Annotated in this window: 11 protein-coding genes; 5 read left to right on the forward strand and 6 right to left on the reverse strand. The window is 71.8% G+C overall.

Features of this window, described 5'->3' with window-relative positions; translation table 11 throughout:
- Positions 1 to 37: 37 nt before the first annotated feature.
- From P3L51_RS29910 to P3L51_RS29920, 3 genes are all read right to left on the reverse strand, one after another.
- The gene (locus P3L51_RS29910; protein WP_354608451.1) at positions 38 to 961 is read right to left on the reverse strand and encodes an MBL fold metallo-hydrolase; all 924 of its coding nucleotides are present in this window, start codon (positions 959 to 961) and stop codon (positions 38 to 40) included.
- 107 nt (positions 962 to 1,068) lie between these two features.
- On the reverse strand, positions 1,069 to 2,061 hold the full coding sequence (locus P3L51_RS29915; protein ID WP_435594558.1) for an SMP-30/gluconolactonase/LRE family protein: 993 nt from the start codon (positions 2,059 to 2,061) through the stop codon (positions 1,069 to 1,071).
- Between the two features lie 88 nt (positions 2,062 to 2,149).
- On the reverse strand, positions 2,150 to 3,061 hold the full coding sequence (locus P3L51_RS29920; protein ID WP_354608452.1) for a helix-turn-helix domain-containing protein: 912 nt from the start codon (positions 3,059 to 3,061) through the stop codon (positions 2,150 to 2,152).
- A 525-nt stretch (positions 3,062 to 3,586) separates the two neighbouring features.
- Here P3L51_RS29920 and P3L51_RS29925 point away from each other — a divergent pair.
- The 3 genes from P3L51_RS29925 (at position 3,587) to P3L51_RS29935 (ending at position 8,413) form a co-directional block, all read left to right on the forward strand.
- Entirely contained in the window at positions 3,587 to 5,164 is a 1,578-nt protein-coding gene (locus P3L51_RS29925; RefSeq protein WP_354608453.1) for a DUF4331 domain-containing protein, read from the forward strand.
- Positions 5,165 to 5,372: 208 nt separating this feature from the next.
- Positions 5,373 to 6,794, forward strand: a complete 1,422-nt coding sequence (locus P3L51_RS29930; protein ID WP_354608454.1) for a tetratricopeptide repeat protein — start codon at positions 5,373 to 5,375, stop codon at positions 6,792 to 6,794.
- Positions 6,791 to 8,413 (forward strand): nickel/cobalt transporter, encoded by a 1,623-nt coding sequence (locus P3L51_RS29935; protein ID WP_354608455.1) that lies wholly within the window; start codon positions 6,791 to 6,793, stop codon positions 8,411 to 8,413. Before P3L51_RS29930 ends, P3L51_RS29935 begins: the two co-directional genes overlap by 4 nt.
- 128 nt (positions 8,414 to 8,541) lie before the next feature.
- Here the strand turns inward: P3L51_RS29935 and P3L51_RS29940 are convergent, their stop codons facing one another.
- The 3 genes from P3L51_RS29940 to P3L51_RS29950 all read right to left on the reverse strand — a co-directional run bounded on the left by P3L51_RS29940 (position 8,542) and on the right by P3L51_RS29950 (position 12,709).
- Positions 8,542 to 9,414: a DMT family transporter gene (locus P3L51_RS29940; RefSeq protein WP_354608456.1), complete on the reverse strand. Its 873-nt coding sequence runs from the start codon at positions 9,412 to 9,414 to the stop codon at positions 8,542 to 8,544.
- Positions 9,415 to 9,579: 165 nt separating this feature from the next.
- Entirely contained in the window at positions 9,580 to 11,667 is a 2,088-nt protein-coding gene (locus P3L51_RS29945; RefSeq protein ID WP_354608457.1) for a neutral/alkaline ceramidase, read from the reverse strand.
- A 223-nt stretch (positions 11,668 to 11,890) separates the two neighbouring features.
- Complete coding sequence (locus P3L51_RS29950) at positions 11,891 to 12,709, reverse strand: SAM-dependent methyltransferase (protein WP_354608461.1); 819 nt, start codon at positions 12,707 to 12,709, stop codon at positions 11,891 to 11,893.
- Positions 12,710 to 13,089: 380 nt separating this feature from the next.
- Between P3L51_RS29950 and P3L51_RS29955 the strand changes: the two genes are divergently transcribed.
- Together P3L51_RS29955 and P3L51_RS29960 are read left to right on the forward strand one after the other, a co-directional pair.
- On the forward strand, positions 13,090 to 13,701 hold the full coding sequence (locus tag P3L51_RS29955) for a sigma factor-like helix-turn-helix DNA-binding protein (RefSeq protein ID WP_354608458.1): 612 nt from the start codon (positions 13,090 to 13,092) through the stop codon (positions 13,699 to 13,701).
- A gap of 2 nt (positions 13,702 to 13,703) precedes the next feature.
- Positions 13,704 to 14,342: glycoprotein (locus tag P3L51_RS29960; RefSeq protein ID WP_354608459.1), on the forward strand; the 639-nt coding region annotated here is incomplete at its 3' end.

Here is a 14,342-nt window from a genome sequence, read left to right on the forward strand (position 1 = left end):
CTCTGTTCTGCCTTGTCCTCTCCGCGGCTCGCAGGTATCAGTCGTTGGTGTACGGCGTGAACGGGGCCCAGCCCTTGATGGCGAACTTGCCTTCCGTGCGCTCCACTTCGGCGGCGCCGTGGCCACTGAGATGCGCGGGGACCACCAGCGCGTTGTTGTCGGCCGCCCAGCCCAGGATCCTGCGGCGGGTGGCGCGGGAGCCCGCGGGGTCCTCGCAGAAGCAGCTGTTGTGGTCGGGTTCCATGATCTGGAGCGGGGTGTGCAGCAGGTCGCCGACGAACACCGCCCGGTCCGCCCCGGAGGCCAAGGTGATGACGCTGGAGCCGGGGGTGTGTCCGGGCGCCGCTTCAAGAGACAGGTTGGCGTCGATGCGGTGGCTGCCCTCCCACAACTGGGCCAGGCCCGCGGCATGGACCGGGGCGACGCTGTCCTCGAAGACGTTCTCGTTGACACCGCCGGCGACGTTCGGGTTGTTGGCCGGGTTCCAGAACTCGAAGTCGGCCTTGGCCATCAGATAGGTGGCGTTGGGAAACGTCGGTATCCATGTGCCGTCACTCAGCCGGGTGTTCCAGCCGACGTGGTCGACGTGCAGATGCGTGTTGATCACCAGGTCGACGTCCTCGGGCCGTACACCGGCGTGGGCGAGATTGCCGAGGTAGTCGAGGCTCAGATGGTCCCAAGCGGCCACGGCGGGGCGGGACTTGTCGTTGCCGACGCCCGTGTCGATGAGGATGGTCCTGCCCTCGCTGCGCAGCACCCAGGTCTGCATGGCGGTATGGACCATGGTGTCGTCGGTACCGAAGTGGTCGGGTACGAGTGTCTCGCGGTGGTCCTTCCACGCCTGCTCGGGCAGGTCCGGGAAGAACTGCTCCGCGGGCATGATCGGGCCGTGCGTCTCTTCGACGCGGGTGACGGTGACGTCGCCCAAGGTGATCTCTCGCGTGTGCGGGGTGTGCGGCATGGGTTTTCCGTTCTGGGTTCTTGTTCTTCGATGCGGACGGGCGGGCGGCCGAGCAGGCGGCCGAGCAGGCAGGCAGGCAGGTAGACGGACGGGCGGGCGGTGCGGTCTCAGTCGTTCAGGTGGGCGAGGATGAGGTTGGGGTCCTCGGCGGTGGTGTAGGCGGCGCTCAGGACGTAGACGGTGTCCCCGTGCAGCGCGACGGACGTGGGGTTCTGGAGCCCGTCGGCGGCGCTCAGCACCGTGGTGTGGCGGCGGCCGTCGGCCGGTACGAGAACGACCTCGCCGGGTCCGTTGAGGGTGGCCAGGACGCGGTCGCCGTGGCCGGTGAAGGCGAAGTCGTCGATGCCGGTCAGGCCGGTGGCCCGGGTCTGCACCTGGCCGGCGCGCCCGCCGGGGAGGAGGGGGATGCGCAGGAGGGTGCCCTTGTCGAGGTTGGTGGCCCAGACCGCGCCCCGGTGGATCTTCAGGCCGTTGGCGCCGAGGAATCCGGTGGAGGCCAGTTCGGGAGCGGTGGACCAGGCGGTGGGGGTGCCGCCGCTGGTGGGGACGCGCCAGATGGTGCCGAGGACGGAGTCCGTCACGTAGAGGGTGCGGGTACGGGGGTCCAGGGCCAGGCCGTTGGGGAGCCCGGTGGCGGGCAGCGCGGCGATGCGCCGCGGTTCGCCGCCGGGGCGCAGCCGCCACAGGCCCGTGAGGTCGTCGGTACCGGTGGCGTACAGGAAGTACAGGGTGCCGTCGTGGGCTCGGACGATGCCGGTGGTCAGGGGAAAGCCGAGGACCGGGGTGTGGACGCCGCCGTCGGCCGGCTCGGGCAGTGTGGCCAGGATCCGGGTGGTGCCTCCGGGGGTGACCCGGGCGATCTGGCGGGCGGCGGCGAACGTGACGTACGCGGTGCCGCCGGGGGACAGGGCGATGTTCTCCGGCATCCGGCCCTTGGCGAGGTCGAAGTGGGCGACGATCCTGGCGTGGTCCACGGTGACCGGCGAGGCCGTGGCCGACGCGGGCGCCGGGCCGGTCGCCGCGAGGGTGAGGGTGACGGCGGCGGTGACGATTGCGGTGGAGAGTTTCTTCGACATGATGCCTTCGCTGTTTTCGGGCATGCGGCAGCGGCACGCCGACGCATGAGGGATATGGGTGTGGGATGTGGGACGGCTCCCGCCCGAGACCGGGCGGGGTCGGGTGACGAGGTCAGCTGTCGCTGAGTTGGGTCTCCGGCCGCGACGGGGCGGCCGGCGCGGTGGCCTCGGTGGTGACGTCGGCGGTGGCCTGTGCGAGCAGGGTCAGCGTCGTACGAGAGGCGGAGCCGGCCTCGGTGGTGGCGACCACGATGTTCGGGCCCGGCCCGAGGCCCAGGGTCTGCTGGGTGACGGTCAGTGTTCCGACGAGCGGGTGCCGCATCTCGTAATCGGCGAGGTCGCAGGACTTGACACGGTGGTCGGCCCACATCGAGGCGAAGTCCTCGCTCTTCGCGCTCAGTTCACCCACCAGTGTGTGCAGTGAGGAGTCCTCCGGGTACTGGCCCGCCACCATCCGCAGATTCCCCACGACCGCCCTGGCCTTGCTCGGCCAGTGCGCGTACAGCTCGCGGGTGTGGGCGTCGAGGAACACCAGCCTGGCCATGTTGGGGCGCCGGTCCGGCAGGTCCGGGGCGCCGGGGTCCAGGTGTCCGGCGAACAGCGCGTGGCCGAGCCGGTTCCACGCCAGGACGTCCGAGCACCGTCCGACCACGATCGCGGGAACGTCGGCCAGTGCGTCCAGCAGCTGACCGGTCGCCCTCGTCACGCGCTCCGGCGCGGGCCGCCGGCCCCGGCCGCGGGGCTTGGCCGACCGGGCCAGATCGTGCAGATGCAGACGCTCGGAGCGGTCCAGCCGCAGAGCCCGCGCGATCGAGTCCAGCACCTCCGGTGAGGCGTTCATCGAATGCCCCTGTTCCAGCCGGGTGTAGTACGAAGCACTCACCCCCGCCAGCAGCGCCAACTCCTCACGCCGCAACCCCGGTACGCGGCGGCGCTCCCCGTAGGTGGGCACCTCGACGTCGTCGGGATTCAGCTGCGAGCGCCGTGTCCGGAGAAACTCCCCGAGACGCGATTTTCCGTTCATGGCACTGAGTATGTGCCGCCCCCGACAACCCCGCCTCTCCCTGCCGGGGATAGGCACCGGCGGGAGTGGCTACCCCGCCAACGCCGCGAGTTCGGCCCTGAGCGCGGCCCTGTTGAGCGGCGGAAAACCGAACCGTCGCCGAGCCGCGCGGCCCCGCCGAACCGATCGGCCTAACGCGTCGTCGCGTGTCGCGCTTCGTTCTTCGTACGTTCACGACCGTCATCAACCGCTTGCCACCTGCGGTTTCGCGCCGGGCCTGCGCGCACCCGAAACGCGGAGCCCGAAGAAATGAGCAATTGCTCCCTGTTCCTCATGCTTGTCTGCCTTCTGCGTGCCGGGCTCCCGGCGCGCGGTGCTCCCCGACCGGCGAAGGACCGCGACCCCGTGGCTTCGGGGAAGCCGTCCGGACACCAACCGGTGTCCGCCCGCCGGGTCGGGCGATCACACCAGCCAGCTGAATCCCGCCTCCGGTCGTGCGGCCCCGCCCCACGCCCGGAGGCGCGTTCGCAGACGAGAGGAACACTTTTGAAGACCACCTCCGCACGGCCACGTTCGCGCCGCACGCTCGATCACTCCCTGGTCGTGCTCGGCGCCGGCGCGCTCGCCACCGGGCTGGCCGTGCTCAGCCTCGCGCCCGGCATCAGCGCCGCGTCCAGTCACCGCGAGGCGCCCATGACCGCCGGTGACCCTCGGGCCGACAACACGGACGTGTACGCGTTCACCAGCCCGGACCGCTCCGACACCGTGACCCTGGTCGCGAACTGGATCCCGTTCGAGGAGCCCAACGGCGGCCCGAACTTCTACGCGTTCGCGGACGACGCCCGGTACAACGTCAAGATCGACAACACCGGTGACGGCGTCGCCGACGTCACGTACACCTGGCGCTTCCGCAACGAGGTACGGGACGCCGAGAACCAGTTCCTGTACAACACCGGTCCGGTGCGCAGGATCGACGACCCGAACCTCAACTTCCGTCAGACGTACGACCTGACGGTCACCGAGGGCGGCAGTACCCGCACCCTGCTGCGGAAGGCGCCCGTCGCGCCGTCCCGCGTCGGCAGGGCGTCGATGCCCGACTACGGCGCCCTGCGCGCCCAGGCCGTACGCCAGGTGCCCGGCGGCGCGAAGGCGTTCGCGGGCCAGGCCGAGGACCCGTTCTTCGCCGATCTGCGAGTCTTCGACCTGCTGTACGGCGGTGACCTCAGCGAGCGCGGCCAGGACACCCTCGCCGGCTACAACGTCAACTCGGTCGCCCTCCAGGTGCCCAAGAAGTTCCTGGCGCTGCGCGGCGACGCGACCCGTAATCCCGTCGTCGGCGTGTGGTCCACCACGGACCGCGAGGGTGCGGACGTCATGGGGGGCGGGAAGAAGACCCGCGACAACCTCCGGCAGGTCTCGCGCCTGGGCAACCCGCTGGTCAACGAGGTCGTCGTACCGCTCAAGTACAAGGACGCCTTCAACTCGATCTCGCCGGACCAGGACCGGACCGTGCAGCCCGTGGTGGACAAGGTCTACCACCCGATCCTGCCGAAGCTGATCCAGCGGGTGTACGGGATCCCCGCGCCCAAGACGCCCCGAAACGACCTCGCCGAGATCTATCTGACCGGTATCTGCAAGGCGTGCGGGCCGATCAAGTCCGATCTGAACGCGCACCGGCTCAACAAGGACGCCGACCCGGGCCGGATCTTCCCGGCCGAGGAACTCCGGCTGAACATGGGCGTCGCGCCCGCCAAGAAGCCGCAGCGGCTCGGTGTGCTCGCCGGTGACCTGGCCGGCTTCCCCAACGGACGCCGGCTGGCCGACGACGCGATCGACATCTCGCTCCAGGCCGTCGAGGGCGCCGCGCAGACCGGCAAGCTTGTCCCCGCGCTGGCCGCGGGCGACAAGGTCGACACCAACGACGTCCGCTTCGGGAAGACTTTCCCGTACCTGGCGCTCCCGAGCACCACGAAGTCGGGCGCGAAGAACCGCGCGGCCGACGCCGGCCAGGCGTCCAACTCGCTGGACCCCACCGACGCCGCGGCTGTCGGCGGCGTGGGCGCACTGCTGCTCGGCACCGGCGGCTTCCGCCTGTGGCGCCGCAGGAACACCGACGCGGGCTGAACAGCCCGCACAGCGACGCCGCGCCCGTACGCCGCGGCGCCGCCCTGATGTACCGACGCACCGACTGACCGAAGGATGACCGGCCGACCACCGGTCCACCTCTGGCCGGACGGGGGGCCCCGCCCCCGCCCGGCCGCCAAGCGCGACACCGCGCACGCACAGACACAGGACCCCACCCCACATCTGTACGCGCTCCGCGAGGAGGACCGTGCCCCAGCAGACCGGCACCCCCGATCCCGCCGCCGATCCGGCCGTTGATCCCGCCGCCGATCGGGCCGCTGATCCGGCCACCGACCCGAACTCCCGTCCCCCCGGACGCAGAAAGCTGCGCGCCGCCGCCGTCACCGTGGCCCTGGGCACCGCGCTGTTCCTCGCGGGCACGATCGGGCTCTCGCCACCGAACCAGGACCCCGACACCGCCAAGGACGAGCGGCCCGGGGCGAGTTCACCGCGCGGATCGATCGCCGCACTCCGAGCAGACCTGCGCAGACTGCCGGAGAACCCCGTCGGCTGGGCGCAGTTGGGCATGGCGTACGTCCAGCAGGGCCGTACCACCGCGGATCCCGCCCTCTACGCCAAGGCCGAGTCCGCGCTCCGCAGGTCGCTGAAGGTCCAGCCGCGTGACAACTACCAGGCCGAGACCGGCATGGGCGCGCTCGCCGCCGCGCGGCACGACTTCGCCACCGCGCTGACCTGGGGTCGCAGGGCCGCCGCGACCAACTCGTCGAACGCCGCCGCGCAGGGGGTGCTCGCCGACGCGTACACGCAACTCGGGCGGTACGAGGAGTCGTACCGCGCCGTACAGCGCATGACCGACCTGCGCCCCGACACCTCCTCGCTCGCCCGCGCCTCCTACACCTGGGAGCTGCGCGGCGACGTCCCGCGCGCCCGCGCTCTCATGAAGCGCGCTCTGGACGACGCGGCATCACCGTCCGACCGGGCCTTCGCCCGGCTCCATCTCGCCACGCTCGCACAGGAGTCGGGCGATGCCGGGACCGCGCTGCGGGAGGCGTCCGCCGGTCTTCGCGGCGCCCGCGACGACGCGCCGCTGCTGGAGGCGCGGGCCCGCGCGCACGCCGCGCTCGGCCACGACCGGCAGGCCGTCGCGGACTACACGACGGCCGTCGCGATCGTCCCACTTCCGCAGTACGTCCTCGGCCTCGGCGAACTCCAGCAGTCCCTCGGGCGGGACGCGGAGGCCCGTACGCAGTACGCCGTCCTGCGCGCGCAGGAACAGGTGCGGCGGGCCGGCGGAGCCCCCGCCGACACGGACGCGATCCTCTTCGAGGCCGATCACGGCGACGCCGCGCGGGCCGTCACGATGGGGCGCGCGGCCGTCGAGGCCCGGCCGTTCATCGCCGTACAGGACGCCTACGCCTGGGCGTTGCACCGGGCGGGGCGGGACGCGGAAGCCCTGCCGTACGCCGACCGCGCCCTCGCCCTCGGGACGCGCGGCGCGCTCTCCCACTACCACCGCGCGATGATCCACGACGCGCTCGGGGACACGTCGGCGGCGCGCCAGGACCTCGAACAGGCCCTGGCCGTCGACCCGTACTTCCACCCGCTGCACGCACCGCGCGCCCGTACCGCCCTCAACCGGATCCTGGGCCGGAGCGAGGGCGCTTCATGAACCTCACATCGCGCCGCACACTCGCGGCCGGGCTCCTGCTGACCGCCGCGGCCGTCGCCGGGGGCGCGACCGCGCCCGCCGCCTCCGCGCACCCGCTCGGCAACTTCACGGTCAACCATCACACCGGTCTCACGCTCCACACCGACCGCGTCGACGCCCTCCTCGTGGTCGACCGCGCCGAGATCGCCGCCGCGCAGGAACTGCCGGGCGTCGACATCGACGGCAGCGGCGCCGTGAACGCCGCCGAGGCGCGGGCCTACGCGCGTACGGCCTGCGCGAGCGCCGCCCGCGGACTGCGGGTCATGAACGGCCGTACGGCGCTCGACTTCACCGTCCGCGACAGCGGCTTCAGCCACCACCCCGGCGAGGCCGGGCTCCGTACGAGCCGGCTCCGCTGCGCGCTCACCGCCCCGGCGGATCTGCGGCGCGCGGCGGATGTCACGGTACGCACCGCCTACGACAGCCGCCGGATCGGCTGGCAGGAGATCACCGCGCGGGGCAGCGGCGTCACGCTGAAGGCGAGCGACGTGCCCGCGGCGTCCGCCACCGACGAACTGCGCCGGTATCCGACCGACCCGCTGGCGTCACCGCTCGATCAGCGGTCGGCCGAGCTGCGCACGGAACCGGGCGGGCCGGACGGGTCGGGCGAGGGGGCAGCGGGGGCCGCCGCGCTGCCCGGCGCGCAGGTGCTCCCCGGTCCCGTCACGGCCGCGCTGGACAAGCTGTCCGGCGTCTTCGACTCACTCGTCGGTACGCGCGAACTCACCGTCCCGGTAGGGCTGTTGGCGCTGCTCCTCGCCGTGGTCCTCGGCGCCTCGCACGCGGCCATGCCCGGCCACGGAAAGACCATCATGGCCGCCTATCTGGCGGGCCGGCGCGGCACTCCGCGCGACGCGGTGACCGTCGGCGCGACCGTCACCCTCACCCATACCGCCGGGGTGCTCGTCCTCGGGCTCCTGCTGCCGGTCGCCACGACGCTCGCCGGCGAGACCGTGCTGACCTGGCTCGGACTGGCCAGCGGGCTGCTGGTGACGGGCATCGGGCTTTGGCTGCTGCGCTCCGCCGTACGGGGCGGGCCCACTCACGGCCACCACCACCATCATCATCACGGGCATGGGCCTCACGAACACGCTCATGGGGAGCACGGTCACGGTCACCATCACCCGCACCCGCACCCGCACCCGCAGCCGCTCGGTGACGGTTCGTCCGCCGTCGCCGTACTCGCCCCCGTCCAGACCGAACCGCTCACCCACACCCACACGCACACGGACCCCGCCGCCCCGACCCGTGGTGGGCTCATCGGCATGGGCATCGCGGGCGGCCTCGTCCCCAGTCCGTCGGCTCTGGTCGTCCTGCTCGGCGCCGTGGCCCTGGGCCGTACCGCTTTCGGCGTGCTCCTCGTCCTCGGCTACGGACTCGGCATGGCCGGGACGCTCACCCTCGCCGGACTGCTGCTGGTCCGCCTGCGCGACCACGTCGAGCGGAGCACGCGCGCCGTGGCGGCCACCCGGTGGAAGGGGCTGCGGAGACTGGCCCGTTGGGGCCCGGTGGCGACCTCAAGCCTCGTCCTGCTGGTCGGCGTCGGGCTCACCGCCCGGGCGGCCACCGGACCGTGGTGACCGGTACCGATGGGAGCGACGGCGCTGCTGTCGGCGGGGTGCCGCGAAGGACGCGCTCCCCGACAGCCAGGTCTACGCCCCCCCCGGACAGGAGCCCGGGGCCGGACCGTTCGGACCTCGGCGGGGTGTCAGTGGGTGCGGGGCTCGGGCGGGGAGGTGCCGCCTGCCAGGGGGGAGCGGGCCAGTTCGAGGCAGCCGGCGGTGATCAGGGCGACCGCGATGAGTTCGGGCAGCAGCCACCAGCCGGTGCGTACGCTCTCGCCGAACAGCGTCACGCCGTAGGTGATGCTGATCAGCGCGTCACCGAGCGTCAGCATCGGCTGCGACGCGACCAGGGAGCCGGCCTGGAGGGCGCTCTGAAGGAGGAACAGCGCGCCGATCCCGGCGACGGCTGTGGCGTACAGCTGCCAGGAGGCGAAGAACGTCGCGATCCCCGCCCCCGCGTCGAGCCTGGCCACGGCGTCCTTGAGGAGTGCGGCGGTCAGGGCGTACGCGCAGGCGGCCGCGAGTCCCAGCAGCGCGGCGCGCGTGTTCTTCCGGGTCCGGCGCGCGGCGGCGATCAGCAGCGCCTCGAAGATCCCGGTGACGATCAGTGCCGGGACCCAGGAGAGACCGGCCACGGTCTCACTGCCGCCGGTGGGCGCGGCCGAACCGAGGCCCACCGCCAGACCGAGGGTCACCGCGGCCACGCCGTACCAGGCGGTGCGCGGCAGCCGGGAACGGAAGACGTAGCTCGCGATCAGCAGTGTCATGGGCAGCTCGATGACGAAGATCGGCTGTACGACGGCGATGGGCCCGGTCGCGAGCGCCACCGCCTGGCAGACCGCGGCCACGATCACCAGCGCGATACCGGCCAGCCAGACGCGTTGCCGGAGCAGATGCCCGATCAGCGCCAGGCTGAGGGATTCGGAGTCGGGCACCGCGGACGCGGCGCGCCGCTGGAGCACGGAGGCCGAGCCGTTGCTGATGGCGGTCAGTACGGCGAACAGGACACTGATCACCGCCCCATCATGCGGGCGGCGGGCGCCGGGGCCGCTCTCATCGCGGGCGATGGGGCCGCGCGGCGGCCGAACGGGCTATCCGCGCGCGACGGCCGGGCCGACGGCGGAAGTACGCCGCAGGCCCGGCCGCCCGGGAGTCCGGGGGTGTCCGGGGTGTCCGGGCTCTCAGTTCACCGTGAACGCGGGAGACGTCCCCGTGAACGGCGTGATCTTTCCGAGGAGGTTCTTCGAGTCGCCGTGGTGCACGACCCGGTACGTACCCGGAACGGTGTCCGCGCCGATGTCCCAGGTGATGGTGGCCTTCGACGTGCCGGTGAGACCGTTGATCCGCGTCCACCGGTACTTCGTCCGCCAGTCACCGTCGTCCAGCACGCGCGCCCATGCCCCGTCGACCAGCCGCTGCACCTCCAGGAAGGTGCCACCCCGGCGGAGGTTGTTCTTCGGGTGTCCGGTGGCGAACTCGACGGTCGCGGTCCGGCCGCGAGCGTACGACGGGTCCGGCGGGGTCAGAACGGAACCGAACGCGCTGCCGGGGGGCGGGTTGTCGTACACGACACCCGTCTGGAAGTTGAACTGCCGGCCCGACTCGTCCGGCGGCGCCGTGCCCCGCTCGACCGCGGTGCCGTCACGCAGGGACGCCGCGACCCGCGCGTACTCCTGCTGATAGGCGGGCAGCGTGTAGCGGCCGTAGAGGGTGGAACCGCCCTCGTACTGCTGGCTGTCGTACTCCTCCGGTGTCGTCACGTACTGGCTGTAGGAGTTGGCGTACCCCTGGAGCAGCACCCGGTCGAGCGGCACACCGAGCTGCGCCGCCACGGTGCGGCGGACCCGCAGTCCGGAGGTGATGGTGAACTCGCCCGGTCCCGCGACGAGATGGAGCTCGCCGATCTTCATGATCTGCAGGGGCAGGATCTTCGGGGTGACGGGGTACACGTTGCTCAGCAGGCCCGTGGGGACCAGGCTCGCCTTCGGGTACTGGCAGGTCGCGAGCCAGGCCGGGGTGTCGATGTTCAGCGCCTCGATGATGGAGGCGACGGGGGTGCGCATGCCCTCCTCGAAGCCGGGGATCGCCGGACCGTCCTCGACGCTGCCCGCGAGTGTGGACGCGCCCACGACGGCGGGGCAGGTGCGGTGCTCCTGCCCGTCCGGGGTGTACGCCCCCTTCACCGTCACGTTCTCCATGTCGACGTAACTGAGCCGGGAGTCGACACCGCCGCTGACGGGCTTCGCGTTCTGGTAGATCGAGCGGGCCTTGTCGAGCTGGCGTTCACCGATGACGCGCGCGTTCTCGAACTCGTTCTCGGTCGGGCCGGATCCCGGCTTCAGGTTGAGGTTGGGAGACATGTCGCCGGCGTTGGTGTTGGGGAAGGCGGCGACGAATCCCGGGGTGTTGTCGAGATAGCGCACCCCCTCCAGGTCGTGCTCCCAGGCGTAGGAGGCGTAGCCCTTGTTGTCGGGGCTGATGAGCGTGTTCTTGCCGGTGATCGAGGTGTTGTGGGTGGCGAACCAGCTGATCGCGCCCGCGTCCTTGTCGCCCTGCCGGAAACGCAGCACGGTCATGGCCGGGTCGATGCCGCCGGGGAAGGCAGCCCGGTCGGCCGCCGGATTGCGGTCGAAGGCGGTCCGGGAGCGGTTGACACTGGCGTTGGTGAGCGTGCCGGTGCCCAGACTGATGGTGCCGGGCTTCAGATCCTCATGAGCCTTGACGACGGACTCGACCATGCCGTCGACGATGGCCCGGTAGGTGCCGCTCTGGAAGCCGAGCACGGAGAGGTTGTACGCGACGTCGTGCGAGTAGCCGCCCGGCCCCGAGTGGGTGTGGGTGGCGGACAGCAGCACGTTCTCGTCGCCGTACAGGCTGCCGTAGCGCTCCTTGAGGCGTGAGATGACGCCCTGCCGCACGGACTGGAAGATCATCGCCAGGTCGGCGTTGACGTACACCACGCGCTTGCCGGTCGACCGGTCGGCGACGACGAACGCGCGTGACCGCTGCCGCTGGTGGATGCCGGACGTCTTCTGGTCGAAGCTCGAATAGCCCATCATCCCGGTCTCGGCGGCTTCGCCCGTGACGTCGGCGATGCCGCGCCCGACGAGGTAGTCCGCCTCGGCGGCCGCGCTGTCGGCCGATTCGCCGGCTGTGCTGCCGGAGGCGAGGGCCGGGGGAGGGGCGGTGAACGAGGCGGCTCCCAGGGCCGCGACGATCGCCAGGACGGCGAGCCTGCTTCTGGAACGACGGTTGGTGGGGGGTGACATGGAGCCTCCTGGGCGGGGAGTTGGGACGGGTCGCCCGGTCCGGGGGTGGGCGGGCTCGCGACGGTGCCCCGACGGTAGAGGCGGGTGCCCTGCCGCGCATAGCTCTCTACCGGCCAGCACGCGGTTGGTGCCGGCCGGGGAGGTGAGCGGCCCGGTTCGAGGAGTGCTCCGGCGCACCGGAGGCGATGCGCCCCGCCCGTCCCTGGGGCGCCGGCGTTCCCGGTCAGGGTTTACGGGCGATTCCCGCGTAGCAGGCGGCTTCCGCGTCCGTGACGTTCTCCGCCTGGTCTTCGAGGGTGGGGCGCCACCGCTGGGTGGGGACGACGCCCGGGTCGAGGAGTTCCCAGCCGTCGAAGAGGCGGGCGATGTCCGCGTGGGGGCGAGCCTGTCCGGGGGTGCCGGCGGCCCGGTACGCACCGGTGAGGCGGGCGATTCCCTCCGGGTCGAAGTCGGGGGTGACATGGGTGATGGTGAGGGTGCTTCCCGAGGGGAGCGCTGCTTTGAGGTGTTCGACGATGCCGTGGGCGCCGCCGTCGACGCGGTCGTCGGTGATGAAGTGGAGCAGGGCGTTGAGGCTCAGCGCGATGGGCCGGGTGAAGTCGAGCGTGCCCGATATCTCCGGTGTCGCCAGGAGTTCGACGGGGTCGGTGACATCGGCGTGGGCGTACGCGGTGTGGCCGTCGGAGTGGCTGTGGAGCAGTGCCCGGGCATGGGCGAGGACGATCGGGTCGTTGTCGGTGTAGACGACGCGGGCCGAGGGGGTGACCTCCTGGGCGACCTCGTGGAGGTTGGGGGAGGTGGGGATGCCGGTGCCGATGTCGAAGAACTGCGTCATGCCCCGCTCCGCGAGGAACCGCGTGGAGCGGCGCAGGAAGCGCCGGTTGATACGCGCGGTGGCCAGGATGGAGGGGAAGGCGGCGAGGGCTCTGCCGGCGGCCTCCCGGTCGGCGGGGAAGTTCGTGGTGCCGCCGAGGTAGTAGTCGTACATGCGGGCCGAATGCGCCTGATCCAGCTTCAGGTCCACCGTGCCGTTGTCCGCCATGCCACGCCCCCAGGGGTTCGCCGGTATTCGATCGGGCCGGGTGCGCGCCGTGCCGACGCGCCTCCTGGTCACCGCGGTTCACTTCCCACCGCCCGCATGGGACGACCGCCGGGATATGACGCCAAGTCCACCCCCCGACCGCCTCAGTAGTCATACTATTGCTGCCAGTGAAGGAAGTTGGGGGATGGGCTGCGAAGAAAGGCCATCCTCCGGTTGGCTGACGACCGAGACGCGAAGTCTCCGCCCGACGCCCTCCGCCGTGGTGCCGCGCGGCGAGCGGACACCCAAGGACATGTGTGGAACTCGATCCGGAAGTTGTGGTGGTGGGGGGAGCCGCCGTTCGGATCCTCGCGGGTCGACGTAAGGACCGATACGACGTGATGGTTGCTCCTTCTCCCGAGGCACGCGGTGTTGACGCGAACCAGCCCCGGGACGCGCGGGACGCCCGGCAGGGAAGGCTGGGACTGACCTTCGACGCCTTCCACGACCACCACCGCCGGCTGTGGATGCGTTACGCCCACACCCAGGTCGGCAGCCGCCCGGCGGCCGAGACCGTGGTGGACACCGCCTGCGCGCGCCTCAAGCGCGACTGGAAGTACGTACTGGCCCAGGAGTCGGTGTCCCGGTACGCGTGGTCGCTGCTGAAGGAAGAGGTCCACCGCTGGCTGGACGAGCGCGGACAGCGACCGCTCCTGGTGGGCACGGCGGCCTTCCACGCGGCCATCGGGAAACTCCTCCGGCACGAGGACGAGGCGCGCGACGAGTTCGCCGTCCTGGAGGGCGAACTCGGCCTGTACGGGGCCATCGCGGGCCTGCCCGAGCGTCAGTACGACGTCATAGTGCTGCGCTTCGTCCTGGGCGACGACGAGGAGCACGTCGCGGAGTACCTGGGCATCGAACTCGCCACCGTACGCTCCCACGTACGGCACGCACGCCGACGCCTGGCGCGCGAGCTGAACGTGGACATCGACCCGGCCGAGACGGAAGAGTAGACGTGCGTACCAACGACCCCGCCTCCATCAGAGACCTGCTGGACCAGGCAGAGGTCCTCGCCGACACCTACGCCGACTACGACACCGAAGCCGCCCGGCGACGCGTCAACGCCAAGGCCGGCTCACCCGGTCCCGGCCTCGGACCCTGCGCCGGCTCCGTACCCGACTCCGACTCCGTACCCGGCCCCCGCTCCGCCCCCGAAGTCCCGCGCTCCGCCGCCGCGCACGAGCAGGCCGCACGCGATCTCGACCTCGCGGTCGCCCTCATCGTCGACAGCCCTCAGGCGGCGACCGCCCTGGCACGTCTGGCCGATGACGACCGGCCCGACCCCGAGGGCGCGGTCGTCTTCGCCGCGCTGCTCCATCTGACCCGGGATCACGACGGGGCCCAGTTCTGGTGGCAGTTCGCCGCGGGCGGCGGCAACCGGACCGCCGCCTTCTGCCTCTCCCTCGCTCACGGACGGCGCGCCGAATTCAGCGACGCCAGGCACTGGCGCGCCCAGGCCCGGCGGTTGAGCGCCCCGGACAGCGCCGCGCCGCCCCCGCCCGCCTGTCCGCTGCTGCCGGAGAGCATCCGCCACCGACTGCTCACCCAGTGCCGCTCCGGCGACCGCCCCACCCTCCCGGCCAGGCTGGAAGCG

The organism is Streptomyces panacea (assembly GCF_040560175.1).
GTDB lineage: Bacteria > Actinomycetota > Actinomycetes > Streptomycetales > Streptomycetaceae > Streptomyces > Streptomyces panacea.

Bases quoted from the DNA above. Each gene is read 5' to 3' on its own strand.
- P3L51_RS29910 (WP_354608451.1), bottom strand. From the start codon at position 961: ATGCCGCACACCCCGCACACGCGAGAGATCACCTTGGGCGACGTCACC.
- P3L51_RS29915 (WP_435594558.1), bottom strand. From the start codon at position 2,061: ATGCCCGAAAACAGCGAAGGCATCATGTCGAAGAAACTCTCCACCGCA.
- P3L51_RS29920 (WP_354608452.1), bottom strand. From the start codon at position 3,061: ATGAACGGAAAATCGCGTCTCGGGGAGTTTCTCCGGACACGGCGCTCG.
- P3L51_RS29935 (WP_354608455.1), top strand. From the start codon at position 6,791: ATGAACCTCACATCGCGCCGCACACTCGCGGCCGGGCTCCTGCTGACC.
- P3L51_RS29945 (WP_354608457.1), bottom strand. From the start codon at position 11,667: ATGTCACCCCCCACCAACCGTCGTTCCAGAAGCAGGCTCGCCGTCCTG.
- P3L51_RS29950 (WP_354608461.1), bottom strand. From the start codon at position 12,709: ATGGCGGACAACGGCACGGTGGACCTGAAGCTGGATCAGGCGCATTCG.
- P3L51_RS29955 (WP_354608458.1), top strand. From the start codon at position 13,090: ATGGTTGCTCCTTCTCCCGAGGCACGCGGTGTTGACGCGAACCAGCCC.